Below are 21,555 nucleotides of genomic sequence, written 5' to 3'. Positions count from 1 at the left end.
CATTTGCAGAGCACGGGGAAGCGCTCTTCGCAATCGCCCGGAACCTTGTCATCGACGCCATGCGGGCGCGGGTTCGCCGTCTGACACCGACGGACTCAGAGAAGCTTGAGTGGCTGAGTGAACCGGTGACAGAGGATCTGCGCGTCGTGGAGCGGATTGCTCTCTATGAAGGTCTGGCCACTCTGACCTTCGAGCACCGCCAAGTGATATCCGCCGTGCAGCTGCACGGCGTGCGTTTTGAGGAACTTTCAGAACAGACAGGTGTTCCGGTCGCCACCTTGCGCACTCGGATGTATTACGGGTTGAAGGCCCTGGGCGCGGTACTGGCCGATCGTGATACCACTGAAGAATGGTCGGCGAGGATCGCTGTGCTGGTGTCACCTACGACGTCAGGTGAATCTGGTCTATGCGGGCCCGTGACCCTCAGGCGCTGCTCCTGGGGACCTCAGGAGAACGACGCCTGGGTGGGGTCCGCCGGGAGTTTGACGTGTTCGATGAGTTGCTCGATATCCACCTCGGGGCGGGCAAGGCCGATCTGAGTGCTGGTGATGACGCCGCAGACAGCGGTCCCGTCCAGAACTGGGAGGTGCTGGGTCTGGTGCACGGCCATCTGCGCCATCGCCTGCTCGACCGAATCGTGGACTCCGATGCTCGGCGCGTCAGGCTTCATCAGGTGTTGGGCTCTCAAAGAGTTCGCGAGTTCTCCGAGGGAGCGGAAAGCCCGAGACATGTCCTGGCGGGTTACCAGGCCGAGCAGTGCGCCATCTGAGTGGCAGAGCGGCAGGGCAGCGATACCGGACTGATCGAAGGCGCGGGCGGCGTCTTCCAGGGTGCAGTGCGCGCTGAGGTGCGGCACGCCAAAGGTCATCAGTTCTGCGACGGTCGTCATGGTGTGGGGTTTCTCCTGTCAGAAGGTATCTGTGTCAGATGTGGGAAGGTCCAACGGCGTGGACGCAGAAAAACTACGGGGGCGACTTGCTGGGGCCATGGGATCGGAGGCACGTGCGGGTCTATCGGATGCCGGTGTCGAGGCCAGGACATACTCCGGGTAGAGCACCCCGATGGGGTGGTCTCCGTTGAAGACCAGCAGTGGTCGTGGTCCGCCGTCGCGGTAGAGGGCGAGTGCCCCCTCGAGGGAGTCATCGGGTCGCAGCTGGCTGGTGAGTGGTTCCATCAGGTGTGCGCACCTGATGGTGCTCCAGCGGTCGGGCTGTTTCGCGGCCGTGCGAGAGACCGCAGCTTTGGTGATCAGCCCGACTGGGTGGTCGCGTAGGTCGACGACGACGACCGCTGGGTTCTGGTGATCGAACAGGTCCACCGCGTCGGGCAGAGACTGGGTCGTCCAGACGCGTCGCGGGGCACCAGACATGAGGTCTTGTACCTGCATCACGCGACGCACCAGAGAGGCATGGGTGTCAGGGTGTCGTTGCTCGGAGCGAGCCTGTGGCCGCCAGTCGCGAAGAGAATAAGTCCGCGGGCGGGGGAGAAGTGCTGCAAGAAGCCTGCCTTGAAGATTGTTCCAAGAGCCCGCTGCTTGAGCTGCCCACCCAGCGTATCCGAGTGACCTGGGTCTCTAAAACTCTCCCTCCGGGGGTTCGGCTCTCCGCGGACAAGCCCTCAATGTATCTTTCCGGGCAGTTTCCATGGCGAGCGAGTCGCAGGCATGCATGCGTCGCCGCCCTCCCGAGACCCCGCCGCTCCACCTGGCACCCGTCTCACCGGACCGATAATGTGGTTGCTCGTGGACAACCAGACTTTCCCCCAGCCGCCCGAGGTCGCTCCGCTCGCCCCAGGTCTGCGCAGCGAGACCTTCCCTGCGTCCTTGGACTCCGACGGCAAGACCGTCGACGCGAAGACCGCGGCCTTCGCCCGGACTGCTGAGCAGGGCTTCTACGAGCCGTGGTTCACCGACGAGCAGATCAACCAGGTCGGTCGGATCCTGGTCAAGGACGAGCAGAACCTCACCGCGGTCTACGTGGACCGCGACGCCGCCTCCGCAGAGCCCTGGGGCAACGCGCTCGCGCAGGTCGGCTTCGACGCCGACCACCCGGTCGGCACCTTCGTGGGCTACGACAAGACGCTCAACGCCGGAGGCCCAGCGGGTCCGCTGCCGGCCCGGCTGATCACCGTGGTCACGGTGAACCCGAGCTTCCGCCGCCGCGGCATCCTCAAGCACATGATGACCTCCTCGCTCGCCCGCGCCGTGGAGGACGGCATGGCCGTCGCCGCGCTCACCGTCTCCGAGGGCGGCATCTATGGCCGGTTCGGCTTCGGCGTCGCCACCCGCGAGGCCAACATCCGGGTGGACCTCGGCGAGGGCCAGGGCCAGGGCTTCGCGCTGCGCAGCAAGCCCGCCGGACGCGTCATCTCCGCGGACCCGGTGAAGCTCGATGACGTGATCAACACCAGCTTCGAGGCCTTCCACGCCCGCACCCGCGGCTCGATCGGACGCCAGCAGACCTACCAGATGGCCGCCACGGCACGCTGGAACTCCGAGGACCCCGCCGCCTGGAACCGCAAGCTCCGCGCCGCGGTCCATGTCCGCGAGGACGGGACCATCGGCGGCTACGTCACCTTCAAGCACGAAGGCTGGGACACCGAGCCCAGCACCATCCGCATCGGGGACCTGATCGCGGCCGATGACCAGAGCCACCTCGCGCTCTGGGACTACATCGCCGGACTCGACATCGTCCGCCGCGCCACCATGCGCACCGCCCCGGTGGTGGACCCGCTGCAGTCCGCACTGGTGAACCCGCGCAGCTATAAGGTCACCGCACTGGCCGACCTGCTCTGGGTGCGCATCCTCGACGTGGTCAAGGCCCTCGAGGCCCGCGCCTGGACCGCCGACGGCTCCTTCCGCCTCGAACTCGAGGACCCGCTGGGGATCACCGGCGGCAGCTTCACGGTGCGAGTCGACGACGGCGCCGCCACCGTCACCCGCGACGCTGCGGGTGACGCGTCGGGAACCCCCGCAGGAGCCCCCGCAGCGAACACCACACCAGCAGCGCCGGCACGAGAAGCGACACCAGATCTCCCCACGCTCCAGCTCAGCGTCGAGACGCTCGGCTCGCTCTACCTGGGCGATTTCTCCGTGCGCACGCTGCACGCCGCCGGCCGGCTCAAAGACACCACCGCCGCCGACGTGGAACGGATCGCGAAGATCCTGGACCTGCCCACCGTTCCCTTCTGCGCGACACATTTCTGAGCAAGTCCTCGGCCACGCCCACCGGTTGATTCGTATTGGATTGCCGGTATAAACTGGGCCAGCGCGTTCTGCGCACAGAGTCGAACACGACATCTGATGCAGACCTTGCTCGAAAGTCCGCTCTTCGGCGTATTCGCCGGAATCGGGACCTGCCGAGCTCACCCTGTTCATCTGTCCAACGCTCAGTGCATAGACATGCCATCTCACGATGGCGGCACCGTGCACTGACCATTCAGCCACAATCCATAACGGAGCCCCTACTACATGACCCCCACCACCACTGCCCCACAGGTCGCCATCAACGACATTGGCACCGCAGAAGAGTTCCTCGCCGCTGTAGACGCGACTATGAAGTACTTCAACGACGGAGACCTCGTTGAGGGCACCATCGTCAAGGTCGACCGCGACGAGGTCCTCCTCGACATCGGGTACAAGACCGAAGGCGTCATCCCGTCCCGCGAGCTGTCCATCAAGCATGATGTGAACCCGGACGAGGTCGTCGCAGTCGGCGATCTGGTGGAGGCTCTGGTCCTCACCAAGGAGGACAAAGAAGGCCGCCTGATCCTGTCCAAGAAGCGCGCACAGTACGAGCGCGCCTGGGGTGACATCGAGCGCATCAAGGAAGAGGACGGCGTCGTCTCCGGCACCGTCATCGAGGTCGTCAAGGGCGGCCTCATCCTCGACATCGGTCTGCGCGGCTTCCTGCCCGCATCCCTGGTCGAGATGCGCCGTGTCCGTGATCTCGCGCCCTACATCGGCCAGGAGATCGAAGCCAAGATCATCGAGCTGGACAAGAATCGCAACAACGTGGTCCTGTCCCGCCGTGCATGGCTCGAGCAGACCCAGTCCGAGGTCCGCTCCTCCTTCCTCAACAAGCTCGAGCGCGGCCAGGTCCGCACCGGCACCGTCTCCTCGATCGTCAACTTCGGTGCGTTCGTGGACCTCGGCGGCGTCGACGGTCTGGTCCACGTCTCGGAGCTCTCCTGGAAGCACATCGATCACCCGAACGAGGTTGTCGAGGTCGGCCAGGAAGTCACCGTGGAGGTCCTCGAGGTGGACATGGATCGCGAACGCGTCTCCCTGTCGCTCAAGGCCACCCAGGAAGATCCGTGGCAGACCTTCGCCCGCACTCACGCGCTGGGCCAGGTCGTCCCCGGCAAGGTCACCAAGCTGGTGCCCTTCGGTGCATTCGTCCGCGTCGAAGACGGCATCGAGGGTCTGGTGCACATCTCCGAGCTGGCAGTCCGCCACGTTGATCTCGCCGAGCAGGTCGTCTCCGTCGGTGACGAGCTCTTCGTCAAGGTCATCGACATCGATCTCGAGCGCCGCCGCATCAGCCTCTCGCTGAAGCAGGCCAACGAGGGTGTCGATCCCGAAGGTGCCGAGTTCGATCCGGCCGTCTACGGCATGGACGCTCAGTACGACGACGCCGGCAACTACCTCTACCCCGAGGGCTTCGATCCGGAGACCAACGAGTGGATGGAAGGCTTCGACGAGCAGCGCACCGTCTGGGAGGCCCAGTACGCCAAGGCCCAGGAGCGGTGGGAAGCGCACAAGAAGCAGGTCGTCGCCGCCATCGAGGCCGACGCCGAAGCTGCCGCACAGGCCACTGTCGGTTCCAGCTCCTCGAGCTCTTCCAGCTCTTCCAAGTCCGAGCCGGCTCCGTCGAACTACTCCTCCTCGCAGAACACCTCCTCCGAGGATGCCGGCACGCTGGCCTCCGACGAGGCGCTGGCTGCGCTGCGCGAGAAGCTCACCGGAAACAGCTGAACCCCATGAGGGCGGATCGCTGATCCCGCCTGAGTGACAAAGAAGGCCGGTTCCACCTGCGGGTGGGACCGGCCTTCTTTATGTCTGGCTAAGCGTGGGTCAGGCGACTGCGAGCGGCGCCGCCTCCAACCAGGCAGGCGGCGCCAGCAGCCTCAGCGCTTGGTCGACACCGTCACGGTGAACCGCGCGTCCCGGGCCAGCTGCTCGGTGAGCCCCACCTCCTTGGAGAGCACCGTGCGGTGCTTCAGGTGAGAGTTCCAGACGCTGTAGATCCGCCCGCCCGGGGCCAGCACACGGCCCGCGGCCCGGATCAGCCGGTGCGCGGCGCCGGGGTCCACCGCATTGCCCTGGTGGAACGGCGGGTTCAGCAGGATGACCTCGGCAGAGCCGTCCTCGAAGCGGGAGAGCGCATCGTCGCGGACCGTCTCGACCCGGTCAGCGACCCCGTTGGCCTCGGCAGTGAGCTGGGTGGACTGCACCGCGGACGCCGAGTGGTCGGTGGCGATGACCTTGAGCTGCGGGTGCCGCAGCGTCAGGAAGGCGCTCACCGTGCCGTTACCGGAGCCGAAGTCGATCACGTACTCGGCGCCGGGGAACCCCTGGTGCGCCTCTACGGCTGCGAGCATCAGCCGGGTGCCCGGATCGAGCTTGGTGCCGCCGTAGGTGGCGCCCAGGCTGCACAGGGTCAGCTCGGTGGAGCCCTTCCCGGGGATGGCCAGCTGGTGGGTGTTCTTCCGCGGTGCGGAGGTGGGCACGCCGTCGCGCGGTCCGCGGGCGGTGAGCACCCGGGACTTCGAGCGGCCGCGGCCTGCCGAGACGTCGGTGAAGTTCTTCTCCAGCACCTGGTTCATCGAGCGGTTCATGTGCTTGTCCCGGCCCACGGCCAGGACGACGACGTCGGCCGCCGCGTGCTCGCGGATCAGCCAGGCCCAGTCGGTGAGCGTCTCCAGAGACCGGGGCAGGTGCATCAGCACCGTGTGCACCCCGGTGAACGCCTCGGGGGCCTGCTCGGTGAGGGTCGGCAGCTCGGCGGGGACCGGGGCGGGCAGATTCGCGCGGCGAGCGTTGCCCTGCAGCGCGCGTTCGGCGCCGAGCTCATCGGAGAGCACCCGCACCGCGGCCACCGCGTCCTCGACCTTCGCGCAGACCGAGCCGGGCTTGCCGGCGTCCTTGATCAGCGAGTCCAGGATCGGCAGCGTGATCGCGCCGGAGCGGTCATCGAGGATCAGCACGCCCTCGCGCGGGTGGCCGTTCTCCCACCAGGCTGCGGCGGTGTCGAGCAGCAGCAGGTCCACCGCATCGGGTGGGGGACTGATCGGGGTGAAGTCGAAGCTCTGGGTGAGCGGGGAGGGCTGGACATCGGGGGTCTGACCCGCGGGAAATGGCATGGAGCCAGCTTAGAGGATCGGCCCAGCCAGCCTGCCGACCAGCTTCTCACCAGCTGAGCCCAAGAATTGTTATTTGAATGAGACGCGGTGCGTGGATCGGGCTCATGCCGGGAATTATTCCGCTGTGCTGGACTGGGATCCGGCCCGGGTGGCTCAGAATCCGGATCACGAAAGTGCATCGCGTGCCCAAATTCCATACCGTAGGGACGATCATCCCGCCCGTCAGGGCTCAGCGCCGCTGTCCTCGTGTCCCGCAGGGGACCGGGGGCTGTTCCTGAAGTCGGGCGCCGGCAGTGACTACTCCCGTGAAAGGCAATCATGTTGCAACGGCTCCACGACGTGCTCCGGCTGAGAACCAGCCCGATCGTCTTCTTCGGCTCCGCCGCGATCGTCCTCGGATTCGTGATCCTGACGCTCCTCATGCCCACGGGAATGGGCGAGTTCTTCGGCGCAGGCTCCGGATGGATCTATGACCACCTCGGCTGGTTCTACATCTCCGGTGTCACGATCTTCCTGATCTTCCTGGTCTACATCGCTGTCGGACGCTTCGGCCGGATCAAGCTGGGCTCGGACGGCGATCAGCCCGAACACTCGGACATCGCCTGGTTCGGCATGCTCTTCGCCGCCGGCATCGGCACCATCCTGATGTTCTGGGCCGTGGCCGAGCCCGCCTACCACTTCGCCGAGCCGCCGCGCGGCGCCCAGGAGGGCGTGGAGCCCCGCTCCATCGAGGCCGCGAACGAGGCCATGGGCTTCACGCTGTACCACTTCGGCCTGCACACCTGGACGATCTTCGCGCTGCCCGGCCTGGCGTTCGCGTACTTCATCTACAAGAGGAACCTGCCCCCGCGCGTCTCCTCGATCTTCCAGCCGATGCTCGGCGACAAGATCCACGGCCCGGCCGGCAAGGCCATCGACATCTTCGCCGTGGTCGGCACGATCTTCGGCGTGGCCGTCTCCATCGGCCTGGGCACCCTGCAGATCCAGGCCGGCCTCGCCCGGCTCTTCGGCATCAGCGATGCAGCCTGGAACTTCATCCTGATCATCGCGGTGGTGACCCTGATCGCGACGCTTTCGGCGATCCTCGGCGTGGACAAGGGGATCAAGCGGCTCTCGAACTTCAACATCTGGACCGCGATCCTGCTGCTGATCTTCATCCTGGCCACCGGCCCGACGGTGTTCATGCTGCGCGGCGTGGTCGAGTTCGCCGGCACCTACGCTGCGATGCTGCCCGAGCTGGCGCTGTGGAATGACACGCTCTCGGACACGGGCTGGCAGGACGGCTGGACCATCTTCTACTGGGCCTGGACCGTGGCCTGGGCGCCCTTCGTGGGCATCTTCATCGCCCGGATCTCCCGCGGCCGCTCGGTGCGCCAGTTCGTCGCTGGCGTGCTCGGCCTGCCCACCCTGTTCACCATCGTCTGGTTCGGCATCTGGGGCACCGGCCTCTTCGACATCGAGCTCAACGGCGAGGGCGGCGTGGTGGACACCGTGCTGGAAGACGGCGTGGAAGGCGCGCTGTTCGCGTTCCTTGCGGAGTTCCCGCTGGCCACGCTGACCTCCTCGATCGCGATCATGCTGGTCGGCATCTTCTTCATCACCTCGATGGACTCCTGCGCCCTGGTGCTCGATGACATGTGCAACGGCTACGAGGGCAAGGCTCCGCTGCACCAGCGGGCGTTCTGGACCATCTCTATCGGCCTGATCGCCGCGGTGCTGCTCACTGCGACCGGCGAGGGCGGGCTCGAGGCGCTGCAGAACGTGGCCCTGGTGCTGGGTCTGCCGTTCTTCATCCTGGGCTACTTCATGATGTACAACCTCTCCCGGGCGATGCGCGAGGACGCCGGCGAGGTCGGCTTCCTGCGCACCCGCCGCTGGCTGCGCACGCTGCCTCCGGAGGAGTACGAGCGCCGCATGGAGGAGCCCGACGGTTCACTCACCGAGGCCGTGGTGGCCCCGGACTATCACGAGGGCACCCAGCCGGAGAACGCGCCGGAGGTGGAGCACGTGGAGCAGCCCGCCATCGTGGAGGAGTACCGTGTGCGCACCGGGGATGTCCCGGTCGTGGACCCGACCCAGCCGAACAGCAGCTACAACAGCCGCTGACACTTACGGATCCACACAGAAAAAGTCCCGCTCTCCTCGGAGGGCGGGACTTTTCTGTCCCTGAAGAGTTTCTGTGTGGGGGAGTCTGGTACCAGATGCGATACCGTGGCGCCCATGAGTCAGCAGCGGCGGCCCCGCAGCAGTCCCCGCGCCTGGAAGCGCGTCACGCTCGGCGGCGCAGCCCTGGCCGCAGCCGCCCTCCTGCTGGCGACCCTGGTGATCGTCCTGGCCCGGCCGGAGGGAGCCGCCGAGCGCGACCGCATGGCGGTGGTCGGGGATTCCAACACCGAGATGGATTCCCCGGACTTCGCGGCCGGGCAGATCGGTGACGACTCCTGGGTGTCCACGCTGCTTGCCGAGGGTTACCGGTTCGCCGGCGGGTGGGCGGTCGCCGGATCCACCTCGGTCCAGCAGGCGGAGGGTCTCGCGGAGGTCGAGAACGCAGACGTTCTGCTGGTGATGACCGGCACGAACGACCTCGCCCGGGGCGTCGGCTTCGAGGAGACGGCCCCGAGCCTGGAGACGATCGTCGCCAAGGCTCCCGCCGAGCGGGTCGTGCTCCTAGCCATCCCGCCGCGCGAGCAGGAGACCACCCCGAGCAGCGCCGAGTTCAACACGCAGCTGGAGGAGCTAGCTGAGGAGCAGGGTTGGGAGTTCTTCGACGGCCTGGAGTTCCTGCGCAGCCCCGACGGCGGATTCCTCGCCGGAACCACGAACGACGGCGTCCACCTCACCCCGGACGCTCAGGAACAGTTCGGTGAGACGGTGATCGACTACCTGGCCGACGACGACGCATCCTCCAACGGCTGATCCTTGGCGGGCGCCGGATCCTGCGACGGTGCCGGTTCATCCACGGCAGCAGCCTCCGGCGGCGGCGCGGGCTGCGCCGGGGGAGTGCCGCGCACCGAGGCGTAGATGACCCCGCCGACCACCAGCACCCCGCCGGCGAGCTCCAGCCAGGTCGGGACCTCGCCGAGGGCCGCCCAGGCGGCCAGGATCCCCACCACCGGGACCAGCATCGAGAACGGCGCCACCGTTCCAGCCGGGTGCCGGCGCATCAGCCAGACCCAGATCCCGGCGCCCACCACGGTGCCGAACAGGATCGTATAGACCAGTCCCAGCCAGGCCGGGATCGCGGCCACGCTGATCGAGCTGGCCATCGCCGCACCGATCTGTTCCGGGCCCTCCACCAGGAACGCCACGGTGAGCAGCGGGATCGGGGGGACCACCGCCATCCAGAGCACCAGCGCCATAGGGCGATCGGTCTGGGCCTTGCGGGAGGCCAGGTTGCCCAGCGCCCAGCCGAAGGCGCCGAAGAGCACCAGCAGGAACGGGGTCCAGCCGTCCAGCACGCCTCGTGAGACCCCCACCAGTCCCAGGCCGAGCACCGCGACGGCGACGCCGGTCGCTCGCCGCGCGGTGATGTGTTCCTTGAGCACCAGCGCGCCGAGCAGCACCGTGAATGGGGCCGAGGCCTGGAGCACCAGGGAGGCGAGCCCGGTGGGGAACCCGGCGTTCATGCCGAGGTAGAGCCCGAAGAACTGCAGCGTCCCGAAGCCGAGCCCGTAGCCGAGCAGGTAGCGCACCTTGACCCCGGGCCAGGGCACGAAGAGCAGCGCCGGCAGCGCCAGGATCAGGAACCGCAGTCCGGCCAGGAACAGCGGCGGGAACTGATCCAGCGAGATCCGGATCGCCAGGAAGTTGAGCCCCCACAGGACAGCGACGAGCAGGGCGAGAAGAACATGACGCAAGGGCATGGGTTCATCCTCCGCCGAGAAACCCATCAGGTCTACTGAATGCTTCTGCATCAACCGTGTAGGTTGCCTACATGGATGCCGAACGCTCACAACCCGACCAGTTCCCGCGGCGCTATCTGGAGCCTCGTCACATAGAACCTAGACACCTCGAACTGCTGCGCGAGATCGCCGCCCGCGGCACCCTCGCCGCCGTGGCCCGCGCCACCCACCGCACCCCCTCGGCGCTGTCCCAGCAGCTGCGCACCGCCGAACGCGAGCTCGCGGTGAAGCTGGTCGAGCCGGACTCCCGCGGGGTGCGGCTGACCCCGGCCGGTCAGCTGCTTGCCGAGGGCGCCGATGAGGTCATCTCCAGCCTGGCCCGCGTCCAGGCCCGGCTCGACGCCGCCACCGGCGATCCCCGCGGACTGGTGAGCATCGGCACCCTGCCCAGCGCCGGGCAGGTGCTGCTCCCGCCGCTGCTGCGCCGGCTGCGGGAGAGTGCGATCACGCTGACTCTGGATGACTTCGACATCGCCGAGGCGGATTTCGCGGCCCGCGCCCTGGACGCCGACATCGTGATCAGCCACAGCATCAGCGGGGGAGTGCCCCGCGGGGCGGAAGGGCTGATCAGCACCGTGCTGGCCCGCGAGCCGATCGACGTGGTGCTGCCCGCCGATCACGACCTCGCCGGTAAGACCGAGCTGACCGCACAGGACGTCATCGATCACGACTGGCTGGGAGTCCCCGAGGGCTACCCCTTCGACGCGATCCCGGTGGCGATCGAGCAGCTCACCGGGCGCCCCGTGCACCGCACGTTCCGACTGCGTGACAACCACCTGGTGGAATCCCTGGTCGGCGCCGGCGCGGGGATCGGTCTGCTCCCCAGGTTCAGCACGCGCCCCGCGCCAGGCGTGGTCCTGCGCCCCTTGATCGGGGTCCGGGCCGCGCGGAACATCGTCGCCCTGAGTCGACCCGATCGGCACGAGCGCCTCGCGGTCCGCACGGTCACCGATCACCTGGTCCGCATCGGCCTCGAGCTGATGGCGGAGTACGGCGTGGAGGAGGGCTAGAGCCCCGCGACGCTCAGCCGAGAGCGGCTTCGATCTCATCGTGCATGCGCTGGGCGGCTTCTTCCGCGCTGACCCGGCCGAAGAGGAACTCCTCCTCGTAGCGCCAGATGATCTCCTGGACCGCCCCGAAGCCCTCGGGTGGAAGCGGGGGAGCCTCGGCCACGATGTCTTCGAGGCTCTCGTTGTGCTCCAGGACCGATGTCTCGGTCTCGTCCAGGTCGTCTCGGATGGCTTCGCGGACGTCCTCATTGCCCGGGATCCCGCGCTCGATCAGCTGCAGGCGCCCGGCCTCTTCATTGTTGACCAGGTAATCGATGAACAGCTGAGCCTCCTCAGGGTGCTCAGAGCCTTCGTAGACCGAGTAGAACATCGAGGGCTTGTAATACAGCTGAGCCTCCGCAGCATCTCCTGCTTCGCTGGGGAACTTCAACGGCGTCAGCTCGACGCCCTCGTTGGAGGAGAGCACGATGATCTGAGTGTCCCACCAGGAGTCCATCGCCGCACCCTCGGTCGCGATCATGGTCTGTTCCAACGCAGCGGCGCGGTCCTCGTTGACCTGGGATCCGGAGGCCAGAGCGCCTGAGTCCAGCGAGTCACCCAGCATCTCGAAGTAGGGGACCGCGTCCTCCGGCTCCCAGGCGACCTCCCCGTCTTCGGTGACCATGTCGACGCCGGCGTGCTGACGCAGCCAGATCCCGATGCCCGCATCATTGAACGGTCGCGCCTGGCCGTAGGCCTCAGAGTTCTCGGAGATCTCTGCCGCGGTCTCAGCGAACTCATCCCAGGTCCAGGTGTCGTCGTCAGGCATGTCCACACCGGCGGTCTCGAAGATCGATTCGTTGGCCATGATGGCGAGCGAGGTGCTGCCCACGGGCATTCCGTAGAGCGTGCCATCCTGGCTTCCGGTGGCCAGCAGCTCGTCCGTGAAGGCGCCGGTCTCTACCTGGTCCAGTTCCAGGAGCAGGCCGTTCTCGATGTACTCGCGGATGTAGGACAGGTCCATCTGCATCACGTCCGGGGTGTCCCGCGCGGCGGACTGTGTGGCGAGAGCGTCCCAATAGCCCTCCCAGGAGTCGAACTCCGGGGTGATGGTGATGTCGGGATGCTCTTCCTCGAAGGCGTCGATGATCTCCTGGGTGTAGGCATGCCGGGTATCGCCACCCCACCACGTGAAGCGAAGATTAACGTTCTCATCATCGCCACCACCACCACCGCCGCATCCGGCCAAGGTCAGCGCGGCGAGGGAGAGGACGGCGACGGTCTTGCGTGGTGCCTGGTTCATAGTGACTCCGATGTCAGGTGCTTCAGAACGGGCTTCTCTGGGTGGGCGGATCAAAATGTGAACGATCACATTTTGCTGTTCTCGAGCGTATGGAGCACCGGATCGGGCTGTCAAGACAAAAATGTAACGAATATCACTACGGTTTTCCGGGTGAGCGAACTTGAGGGCGCCCGCCCTGCCTCCGCGCCGCTCATTTAGACTCAGGGGATGCATCGAATCCTCTCCGTGGGCCTGACCGGCGGGATCGCCTCAGGCAAGTCAGCGGTCTCCAAGCGATTGGCGGAGCACGGCGCCATCATCATCGACGCCGATATCCTCGCCCGCGAGGCCCTGGAACCAGGCACCTCAGGCCTCGAAGAAGTGGTCGACACCTTCGGGTCCGGCGTGCTGACCGAGGCCGGCGCTCTGGACCGTGAGGCGCTGGGTCAGATCGTCTTCGCTGATGAGGACGCCCGTGCCAAGCTCAACGCGATCGTCCACCCCCGGGTCCGCGACGCCCGCAACGCGCTGCGCGCGCAGGCGCCCGAGGATGCCCTGGTGGTCGAGGACATCCCGCTGCTGGTGGAGACCGGACAGGCCGATCGGTTCGACGTAGTCGTGGTGGTCTCAGCGCCGGTGGAGCAGCGGCTGGACCGGATCGTGCGGCACCGGAACACCAGCCCGGAGGACGCCCAGGCGCGCATCGACGCACAGACCTCCGAGGCCGAACGGACCGCCGTGGCGGACGTCGTGCTGGACAATTCCGGCACCCTCGACGACCTGCATGCTCAGGTCGATGAGCTGTACGAGAAACTCCACGGGCGGGTCAGCGCCCAGCAGTAGCATTGATGCATGAGTCTCGCTCAGAAGATCAGCCGCACTGTTGCCCCCTTCGAGGTCATCAGCCCCTTCAAGCCCTCAGGTGATCAGCCGAAGGCGATCGCTGAGCTGGTAGAACGCATCGAGGGTGGCGAAAAGGACGTCGTGCTGATGGGCGCCACCGGCACCGGCAAATCAGCGACCTCCGCCTGGCTGATCGAGCAGATCCAGCGGCCCACGCTGATCATGGTCCAGAACAAGACCCTGGCGGCCCAGCTGGCGAACGAGTTCCGGGAGCTGCTGCCGAACAACGCGGTCGAGTACTTCGTCTCCTACTACGACTACTACCAGCCCGAGGCCTATGTGCCGCAGACGGACACCTTCATCGAGAAGGACTCCTCGGTCAATGAGGAGGTCGAGCGGCTGCGCCACTCAGCCACCAACGCGCTGCTGACTCGCCGTGACGTGGTCGTGGTCGCCACCGTCTCCTGCATCTATGGGCTCGGCACACCCGAGGAATACATCAAGCAGATGGTCGCGGTCGAGGTGGGGGAGAAGATCGAGCGCGACGAGCTGCTGCGCCGCTTCGTCGGGATGCAGTACGCCCGCAATGACACCGACTTCCACCGCGGCACCTTCCGGGTCCGCGGGGACACCGTGGAGATCATCCCGATGTACGAGGAGCTCGCGGTCCGGATCGAGTTCTTCGGCGATGAGATCGAATCCATCTCCACCCTGCACCCGCTCACCGGCACCGTGGTCCGCGAGGAAGAGGAGATGTACATCTTCCCCGCCAGCCACTACGTGGCCGGCGATGAGCGGATGGCCAGCGCGATCAGCCGCATCGAGGACGAGCTGCGCGAGCGTCTGGCCGAGCTGGAATCCCAGGACAAGCTCCTGGAGGCCCAGCGGCTGCGCATGCGCACCACCTACGACCTCGAGATGATGCAGCAGATGGGCTTCTGCAACGGCATCGAGAACTACTCCCGGCACATCGACGGCCGCGGACCCGGCTCCGCCTCGCACTGCCTGCTGGATTACTTCCCAGATGACTACCTGCTGATCGTCGACGAGTCCCACGCCACCATCCCGCAGATCGGCGGCATGTACGAAGGCGACATGTCGCGCAAGCGCACCCTGGTCGATCACGGCTTCCGGCTGCCCTCCGCCATGGACAACCGGCCGCTGAAGTGGGATGAGTTCCTGGAGCGGATCGGACAGACCGTGTACCTCTCGGCGACGCCCGGTCCCTACGAACTTGGCCAGGCCGATGGCTATGTGGAACAGATCATCCGACCCACCGGTCTGGTGGACCCGCAGATCATCATCAAGAAGACCAAAGGTCAGATCGATGACCTGCTGGGGGAGATCCGCACTCGCACCGCGAAGAACGAACGCGTGCTGGTCACCACACTGACCAAGCGAATGGCCGAGGACCTCACCGAATACATGCTGGAGAACGGCATCAAGGTGGAGTACCTGCACTCGGACGTGGACACGCTCAAGCGGATCGAGATCCTGCGGGATCTGCGCCGCGGCGTCCATGACGTGGTCGTCGGGATCAACCTGCTCCGCGAGGGCCTGGACCTCCCGGAGGTCTCGATGGTGGCGATCCTGGATGCGGACAAGGAAGGCTTCCTGCGGTCCACCACCTCGCTGATCCAGACCATCGGCCGTGCCGCCCGCAACGTGTCTGGCGAAGTGCACATGTACGCCGACCGGATCACCGACTCGATGCGCCGCGCGATCGATGAGACCGACCGACGCCGTGAGCGGCAGATCGCGTACAACAATGAACACGGGATCGATCCCACCCCGCTGCAGAAGAAGATCGCCGACATCACCGACCAGCTGGCCCGCGAGGATGCCGACACCGCAGAGCTGTTGCAGGGGATGGGTGGCCTGGCTACCGGCTTCCAGTACGGCAAGGGCCATCGCGGCTACACCAGCTTCGATCATGAGGACGGGGAGGACAGCACTGGCAAGAAGTCCGGCAAGTCCCTGGCGGCGCAGACCCCGGCGAAGGACCTCACCGACCTGATTGCCCAGCTCACCGGCCAGATGCACCACGCCGCGGAGGAGCTCAACTTCGAGGTGGCCGCCCGGCTGCGCGATGAGATCGGCGAGCTGAAGAAGGAGCTCCGCCAGATGCAGAACGCCGGCCACGACCAGATGTGACGAACGTGTGCTACGTCTCAGGTCCTCCAGTCATTCACGGAGAATCTGTCTTTTCGCCGTACATCCCTTATGCTGAAGCAGGCCATGACAGTGGGACTTTGGGGGACAGCGGTACGTGGAATTGCATGAATATCTAAGGATCGCCCGTCGCGGATGGCTCATCATCGTGTTGGCGACCCTCGCCGGGATCGGTGCTGCTGCCACGTTCTCGATGCTCCAGAGTCCCCAGTACGAGGCCGGGACGCGGGTTTACGTGTCGACGGATTCCGCCTCAACCGTGGCGGAGCTGGGTCAGGGCACCACCTACACCCAGCAAATTGTTCAAAGTTTCGTCCAGGTAACCGCCACTCCAAGAGTGCTGCAGCCTGTTATCGATGAGTTGGGCCTCGAGCAGACGCCCACGGAACTTTCAGAATCTGTGGCAATCTCCACCGACGTAAATACGGTGCTCATGCAAATCACGGCGACGGACGAGGATCCGGCCGTTGCGGCCGAGATCGCAAACGCTGTGACGGATAGCCTGATCGAGGTAGTCGGCGAGATTACGCCGGGCTCTTCAGGCGAGGACAGCGCGGTCACCGTGGAAGTCCTTCAGCAGGCAGTGGCGCCGGAAACTCCGGTAGCACCGCGGATCCCACTCAACCTCACTCTCGGTCTTCTTGCGGGGCTGGTTCTTGGTGTGGGCATCGCGGTGCTACGCGAGGTCCTCGACACCAGAATCCGTGGTGAGCACGATATCGCCGCAGTCACCGACACACCTCTCCTGGGAGGCATATCCTATGATCCCGAGGCCCCAAAGCGGCCCTTGGTGGTCCAGGTGGATCCAAAGAGCCCGCGTGCAGAGTCCTTCCGCACCCTGCGAACCAATCTCCAGTTCCTTGAGGTCGGTGAAACCAAGCGAAGCTTCGTAGTGACCTCGTCCCACCAGGGAGAAGGCAAGTCAACCACGGTCGCCAACCTTGCTATTACCATGCAGGAGGCCGGTCAGAGGGTCTTGGTCATCGACGCTGATCTCCGTCGTCCAAGGGTCGCGGACTACTTCGGGCTTGAAGGCGCGGTGGGCCTTACCAACGTACTGATCGGCAGAGTGGACCTGGAAGACGTCGTCCAATATTGGGGCCCTCACGACCTTGCTGTACTTCCTGCCGGGGACATTCCCCCAAACCCCAGTGAGCTTCTAGGTTCGCCTAGCATGGATGCCTTGCTGCGGTTCGTGAAGGAACAGTTTGACGTGGTGCTGATCGATGCGCCGCCACTGACTGTCACAGACGCGGCGATCCTCGCCACACGTGCAACAGGTGCCATCATCGTGGTTGCTGCGGGACGGACACACCGGCACCAGCTCAGCAGGTCGGTGGTTGCATTGGAGCACGTCGGTGCGAAACTGTTTGGCGTGATTCCCACCATGCTTCCGACCAAGGGCCCCGATGCCTACGGATATGGGTTATACAACTACGCATATACCTATGAAGAGGATCGAAGGGCCTGAGTGATGTCTGACCCGTTCCGCATCCTTGTGGTGTGCACTGGCAATATCTGCCGCTCCGCCCAAGCGGAACAGCTCATCCGAGCCAGAATCGCCGAGCGCTTCCCACTACTGAAACCGGCAGTTGTGGTGGAGAGCGCCGGAACGAGAGCCATGGTCGGGTCAGACATGCCAACAGAAGCCGCCGCCGGCTCCGTACGCTATGGAGGGTCTCCTGCAGGCCACTCTGGATGTCAGCTGACGATGGGGCATGTGAGACGAGCAGACCTCGTCTTAGGTATGGCCACGGAACATCGTAGTGCCGTGGTGCGTCTCCTCCCGCGCTCTTCGCGCATCGCCTTCACACTTACGGAGTTCGCGGCTCTCCTGGAGAGCGCAGGGAAAATTCTCGCAGTGCCGCCTGCAGGTTTCTCCACTTTGGACGCCGCTGACAAGCTTCGTAGCGGAGTGAAGTGGGCCGCAGCGAGACGTGGTTACCTGGCCGTCGAAGAAGGCAGTCCAGTCGACGTAGTGGATCCTTACCGTCGTTCCCAAAAGACCTATGAAGAATCTGCGCGCCAGATCGTTGAAGCGCTGAATGACATCGAGAGCACCGCGATGCACCTGGCCGAGCGGCTCAGAGCATAAGGGGCACAGCGCAGACCCTCGTCAGGAGGCGCGCTGGTTCTCTTGCCGGTCCCCCCATTGCTGGCATTCATCGCAGCGGATTATGTCCTTGTCGCCCTGAGACTCAGTTGGGAGCGGAAAGAGTCTCATGTTCAAGTACGGGCACCGTGAATTAGTTGACGTCATCCGACCAGGACAGCACCATGGCTGCTTCGCTCGTGGGATCTTATGACCCGACGAACGGAGAAACTCCTTGCATTGTCCAGAGACAAATCTCAGCTGTCATTTAAATCGTTGGGTGGTGTTCTGTCAGATCAGCGACTGGACGCTCTGGGTAGAAAAGGTTCCTGTGCGCGCTCTTCGTAGGGCCAAGAACCGTTGCCGCAACTGACAAGCCACTGCATGAACTGCGCGCAGTTCAGCCCATTCCTACGCAACCTGGTCCGGACGAAGGCTCTGGTATATGCCATCGTGGTGTAGCCCGGAGTCCAGCGCGAGCATGTGTATCGCAAGGTTGGCTGCGGTCTGCTTGATCTGGCGGCTCTCGCGAACGAGCGATGGATCTGCAGCCCTGGACTTGCCTGGATCGGCACTCGTTGTCCCGCGTCCGATCAAGGCCACCGGCTGGCGAGGTGTTGGCGAAACCAGACTGTGGGTCAAGTTGCCATGTCAAAGCGACAGTGGAATTGATGGGCTGCGCATAACGCCGCCGGCACGTGCGGCGAGGAATTCAAAGTAGGGCGGCGGCTCTTGCGTGAAACAAGGTCTTTAGGCCGGCGAAAACGCCGGTGATACTGCGTAGGATTCGCAACAGGAGATGCGCCGGATGCGTAGTAAGTTCCGCAATAATCAGTGGTATATTACACGAAGCAAGAACGCTCGTCTGGGAGATCTCCCTGTTAGGAGGCAGCCATGAAGTTTGCAGTGTCATCGTGCAACCGTCACGGCCATGTCGTAAGGGCGGTGATTGTGTGAGCATCGGGTTGAATCTGCCAGAAGCCCCCGACAGTGATCATAAGTTGGGTCCAAGACCGAACCTAGAGCTGAAAAATTCCCATCCGGAAGAGTCGAAATGGGAGTCGTGGCGCCGGAGCTTCGCCAATCGCCTTGCCTTCAGTGATTCAGTTGTTGTTATCGCTGTGGTCGTGGGTGTGCAGGTGGCTTGGGTCAGCTTGGGTTCCGAAGCGGAATTCAGCCTCCCAGCTGCAGGTGAGGGTCGAATAAACTACCTTCTGGTGTCCCTGGTCATCGTGGGTCTGTGGCTTGCCATGCTCTGGATGACGGGTTCCCGCAATAGCCGGGTAATAGGGTCCGGGTGGTTGGAATATCGTATCATCGCCGATTCCGGGATTAAACTATTTGCCGGCTTCGCGACACTCGCTTTCCTCCTCAATCTGAACCTTGCGCGCGGGTACCTCCTATTGATCTTCCCAATAGGGATTATGGCGCTACTTGTCGAGCGCTGGGTATGGAGGAGGTGGCTTCACCGTCGAAGGCGCAATGGACAACATTGTCGACGTGTCCTACTCATGGGTTCACCTGCGTCGGTAGAGCACATCGCTCAAGAACTCGGACGTCAGCAATGGGCGGGTTATAAGGTAGTCGGCGTGTGCCTCAGCCGCACCCAAGTTGGGATCAAGACTGAAATTGCCGGGATCCCCGTCGTGGGAGACTTCTCAACCGCCCGTGTTGCAATGAAGCGGATCGCAGCCGACACCGTCATCGTCACTAGTTCCGATGACCTCGACCCAAGGCGCGTTAAGGAACTGAGCTGGGAACTCGAGCAAGATAAGTATTCTCTTATAATGGCGCCCAGTTTAACGGACGTCAGCGGGCCTAGAATCCATAGCCGCCCCGTTTCAGGACTGCCCCTACTTCATGTCGAAACGCCTCAGTACACTGGTTTGCGGATGGTGATGAAGCGAAGTTTCGATGTTGTTGGGTCGCTCTCGATCATCGCCGGCTTGGCGCTTCCCATGCTGATAATAGCGCTTCTCGTAAAAGCTACTTCGCCAGGGCCATTGCTTTATCGTTCGAGGAGGATCGGCCAGCGTGGGGAACCTTTCGATATGCTGAAGTTTCGGTCGATGCGCGTTGGAGCGGACCGAGAACTGCAAGCGTTGCTTGAAGCGCAGGGGACAGCAGAGGAGCCGCTTTTCAAGGTTCAGAACGATCCACGGATCACATCCATTGGACGTTTTTTGCGGAAGTACTCGCTGGACGAACTACCACAGCTGTTCAATGTACTCGTTGGTTCAATGAGTCTAATCGGACCGCGCCCGCAGGTCGCCGCGGAGGTTGCGTTATATACGGATGCCCATCATCGTCGCCTCATCATGCGTCCCGGCGTGACCGGTCTTTGGCAGGTGAGCGGCCGCAGCGAGCTGGAGTGGGAGCAAGCTGTGCGGCTGGACCTCTATTACATAGAGAACTGGTCTCTTACAGGAGATATCGGTATTCTATTCAGAACTTTCAAAGCAGTGGTTTTTCCTGGGGGAAGTGCCCATTAAGCTGATGGGCTATTTCGTAGAATCGTTATCAAGTCATGGCTCTTATCTCGGTTTTTATGCATAAAAAAATTTGTAATGCCTTTTCATTAACCTAGTTGGATGAGCCTTTTATTGGAAATTTCATTCGGTGACGAGATTGTTGAGTGGCGTGTTCTAAAATCCAACATTTGCGCACACGATACTCCGAGCCGCTGGTGCTAAAAATGGAGGCAACGAATGATGTTCGTAGCTCATGAACGTCCCTCATGCCCCGCGTAAGGCAGACATTCGGCTTCGCTGCAGTCCCTCTTTTCGGAATGCTGACGCCCCTTCTAGTCCTACCTGCGATAACGACGCACAGTGGTGCGGAAGGATGGGCCGCGATTGCCGTGGGCCAGGCGATCGGTAGCGCAATTGCGGCTTTTGTAGAGTTAGGGTGGTCCTGGAATGGACCTATGCGCGTGGCGCGTGCCAAGCCATCTAGGCGTCGCCACTACGCTGCGCTGGCTGTCAACAGTAGGCTCGTACTTCTGCTTCCCCTGGGAGTAATCGCTACGGCAGCTGCCTTCCTACTCGGTGGTGCATTTGCATTGGAATCGGCGCTCACTGCACTGGCAAGTTGCTTCGCTGGCCTCTCAATGGCTTGGTATTTTTTTGGTATTGGGCGTCCCTGGTTGACCGTCGCCCTAGATTCGATTCCGCGACTAACCGGTGCCGGAGTATCGGCCATTATGCTCTTTGCTGGATTGCCACTGTGGACCTACCCGCTCGTTGCGTTGCTCGTGCCCTGGTGCATTGCCGTAACTCTCTCGCTCAAAGTGGCGGGCGTTACGCTCGATGACTTCAGGCGTGCCCGAGGGCGCTCGCTGCGATTTTCTGTGAGAGCTCAGGCATCGATCGCGGCGGCGCGCGGAACGAGCGCGCTCTACATGCAACTCCCGGTTGTCATTGTGAGTGCCGTCTCAAACGTCGGTGCGACAGCCGTCTTCGCCGCTGGAGATCGCCTAACGCGTATGGTGCTCACTGCGATGTCGCCGCTTCCCAATGCTGTCCAACAGTGGGTCGGTTCACCTCCGACACTGCGGGAGCGGGAAGTCCGCGCACGACGTGCGATGATACCCATGGACTCTTCTATGTCTGTCAAGCAACGAGTGGGATCCTGTGGGAGTTTTCCAGGGCACGGTAGATCCGGCGGGCGAGGTATCGCTTGAGGCAGCGTCGGATCTCCTTGTTGGTGAGCCCTTCAGCCCGACGTTTGGCGACGTAGGCACGTGTCTCAGGATTGTGGGCCATGAGGGCGACCGTGGCCATGTGGAGTGCGCGATTGAGTCTTCGGTCGCCTCCGCGATTCAGCCTATGGCGAGTGGTATTGCCTGAGGACGCCGGGATGGGACTCACCCCTGCGAGTGCGGCGAATGCGGCTTCATCGCGCAGGCGTCCG

At 63.9% G+C, this 21,555-nt stretch carries 16 protein-coding genes; 10 read left to right on the top strand and 6 right to left on the bottom strand.

The annotated features are described in order from the left end of the window. Window positions 1–445 precede the first annotated feature (445 nt). Together BCL67_RS12075 and BCL67_RS16005 are read right to left on the bottom strand one after the other, a co-directional pair. Entirely contained in the window at window positions 446–889 is a 444-nt protein-coding gene (locus BCL67_RS12075; RefSeq protein WP_106123681.1) for a CBS domain-containing protein, read from the bottom strand. 18 nt (window positions 890–907) lie between these two features. Then, window positions 908–1,369 carry a hypothetical protein gene (locus tag BCL67_RS16005; RefSeq protein WP_374955648.1) on the bottom strand — a complete coding sequence of 154 codons (462 nt, stop codon included), beginning with the start codon at window positions 1,367–1,369 and terminating at the stop codon, window positions 908–910. 372 nt (window positions 1,370–1,741) lie between these two features. Here BCL67_RS16005 and BCL67_RS12065 point away from each other — a divergent pair, with 372 nt between their 5' ends. Both BCL67_RS12065 and rpsA read left to right on the top strand, forming a co-directional pair. Beyond that, window positions 1,742–3,205 (top strand): GNAT family N-acetyltransferase, encoded by a 1,464-nt coding sequence (locus BCL67_RS12065; RefSeq protein ID WP_181255993.1) that lies wholly within the window; start codon window positions 1,742–1,744, stop codon window positions 3,203–3,205. Between the two features lie 264 nt (window positions 3,206–3,469). Further along, complete coding sequence (gene rpsA / locus BCL67_RS12060) at window positions 3,470–4,975, top strand: 30S ribosomal protein S1 (RefSeq protein WP_106123678.1); 1,506 nt, start codon at window positions 3,470–3,472, stop codon at window positions 4,973–4,975. Between the two features lie 152 nt (window positions 4,976–5,127). Here the strand turns inward: rpsA and BCL67_RS12055 are convergent, their stop codons facing one another. Beyond that, entirely contained in the window at window positions 5,128–6,363 is a 1,236-nt protein-coding gene (locus BCL67_RS12055; RefSeq protein ID WP_106123677.1) for a class I SAM-dependent methyltransferase, read from the bottom strand. A gap of 318 nt (window positions 6,364–6,681) precedes the next feature. Here BCL67_RS12055 and BCL67_RS12050 point away from each other — a divergent pair, with 318 nt between their 5' ends. Together BCL67_RS12050 and BCL67_RS12045 are read left to right on the top strand one after the other, a co-directional pair. Further along, window positions 6,682–8,469 carry a BCCT family transporter gene (locus BCL67_RS12050; RefSeq protein ID WP_106123676.1) on the top strand — a complete coding sequence of 596 codons (1,788 nt, stop codon included), beginning with the start codon at window positions 6,682–6,684 and terminating at the stop codon, window positions 8,467–8,469. 114 nt (window positions 8,470–8,583) lie between these two features. Next, window positions 8,584–9,279 (top strand): SGNH/GDSL hydrolase family protein, encoded by a 696-nt coding sequence (locus BCL67_RS12045; protein ID WP_106123675.1) that lies wholly within the window; start codon window positions 8,584–8,586, stop codon window positions 9,277–9,279. On the opposite strand, the gene BCL67_RS12040 is transcribed toward BCL67_RS12045, so the two are convergent. Continuing rightward, on the bottom strand, window positions 9,243–10,226 hold the full coding sequence (locus BCL67_RS12040; RefSeq protein WP_106123674.1) for an EamA family transporter: 984 nt from the start codon (window positions 10,224–10,226) through the stop codon (window positions 9,243–9,245). The genes BCL67_RS12045 and BCL67_RS12040 overlap by 37 nt on opposite strands. A 71-nt stretch (window positions 10,227–10,297) precedes the next feature. Between BCL67_RS12040 and BCL67_RS12035 the strand changes: the two genes are divergently transcribed. Beyond that, entirely contained in the window at window positions 10,298–11,275 is a 978-nt protein-coding gene (locus tag BCL67_RS12035) for a LysR family transcriptional regulator (RefSeq protein WP_258175024.1), read from the top strand. A 13-nt stretch (window positions 11,276–11,288) separates the two neighbouring features. Here the strand turns inward: BCL67_RS12035 and BCL67_RS12030 are convergent, their stop codons facing one another. Beyond that, complete coding sequence (locus BCL67_RS12030) at window positions 11,289–12,557, bottom strand: ABC transporter substrate-binding protein (protein ID WP_181255992.1); 1,269 nt, start codon at window positions 12,555–12,557, stop codon at window positions 11,289–11,291. A 207-nt stretch (window positions 12,558–12,764) separates the two neighbouring features. Here BCL67_RS12030 and coaE point away from each other — a divergent pair, with 207 nt between their 5' ends. The 5 genes from coaE (at window position 12,765) to BCL67_RS12005 (ending at window position 20,135) form a co-directional block, all read left to right on the top strand. Then, window positions 12,765–13,379: a dephospho-CoA kinase gene (coaE, locus tag BCL67_RS12025; protein WP_308738001.1), complete on the top strand. Its 615-nt coding sequence runs from the start codon at window positions 12,765–12,767 to the stop codon at window positions 13,377–13,379. Window positions 13,380–13,388: 9 nt separating this feature from the next. After that, entirely contained in the window at window positions 13,389–15,533 is a 2,145-nt protein-coding gene (gene uvrB, locus BCL67_RS12020; RefSeq protein WP_106123672.1) for an excinuclease ABC subunit UvrB, read from the top strand. Between the two features lie 115 nt (window positions 15,534–15,648). Further along, on the top strand, window positions 15,649–17,022 hold the full coding sequence (locus BCL67_RS12015; RefSeq protein ID WP_106123671.1) for a polysaccharide biosynthesis tyrosine autokinase: 1,374 nt from the start codon (window positions 15,649–15,651) through the stop codon (window positions 17,020–17,022). A 3-nt stretch (window positions 17,023–17,025) separates the two neighbouring features. Beyond that, on the top strand, window positions 17,026–17,646 hold the full coding sequence (locus BCL67_RS12010; RefSeq protein ID WP_146131153.1) for an arsenate reductase/protein-tyrosine-phosphatase family protein: 621 nt from the start codon (window positions 17,026–17,028) through the stop codon (window positions 17,644–17,646). 950 nt (window positions 17,647–18,596) lie between these two features. Further along, on the top strand, window positions 18,597–20,135 hold the full coding sequence (locus tag BCL67_RS12005) for a sugar transferase (protein WP_258175022.1): 1,539 nt from the start codon (window positions 18,597–18,599) through the stop codon (window positions 20,133–20,135). A gap of 1,119 nt (window positions 20,136–21,254) precedes the next feature. On the opposite strand, the gene BCL67_RS12000 is transcribed toward BCL67_RS12005, so the two are convergent. Continuing rightward, the coding region (locus BCL67_RS12000; protein ID WP_146131152.1) for a transposase at window positions 21,255–21,555 on the bottom strand (301 nt) is incomplete at its 5' end.

The organism is Nesterenkonia sandarakina, from assembly GCF_003003175.1.
GTDB lineage: Bacteria > Actinomycetota > Actinomycetes > Actinomycetales > Micrococcaceae > Nesterenkonia > Nesterenkonia sandarakina_A.
This window is presented reverse-complemented; position numbering and strand designations above follow the sequence as displayed.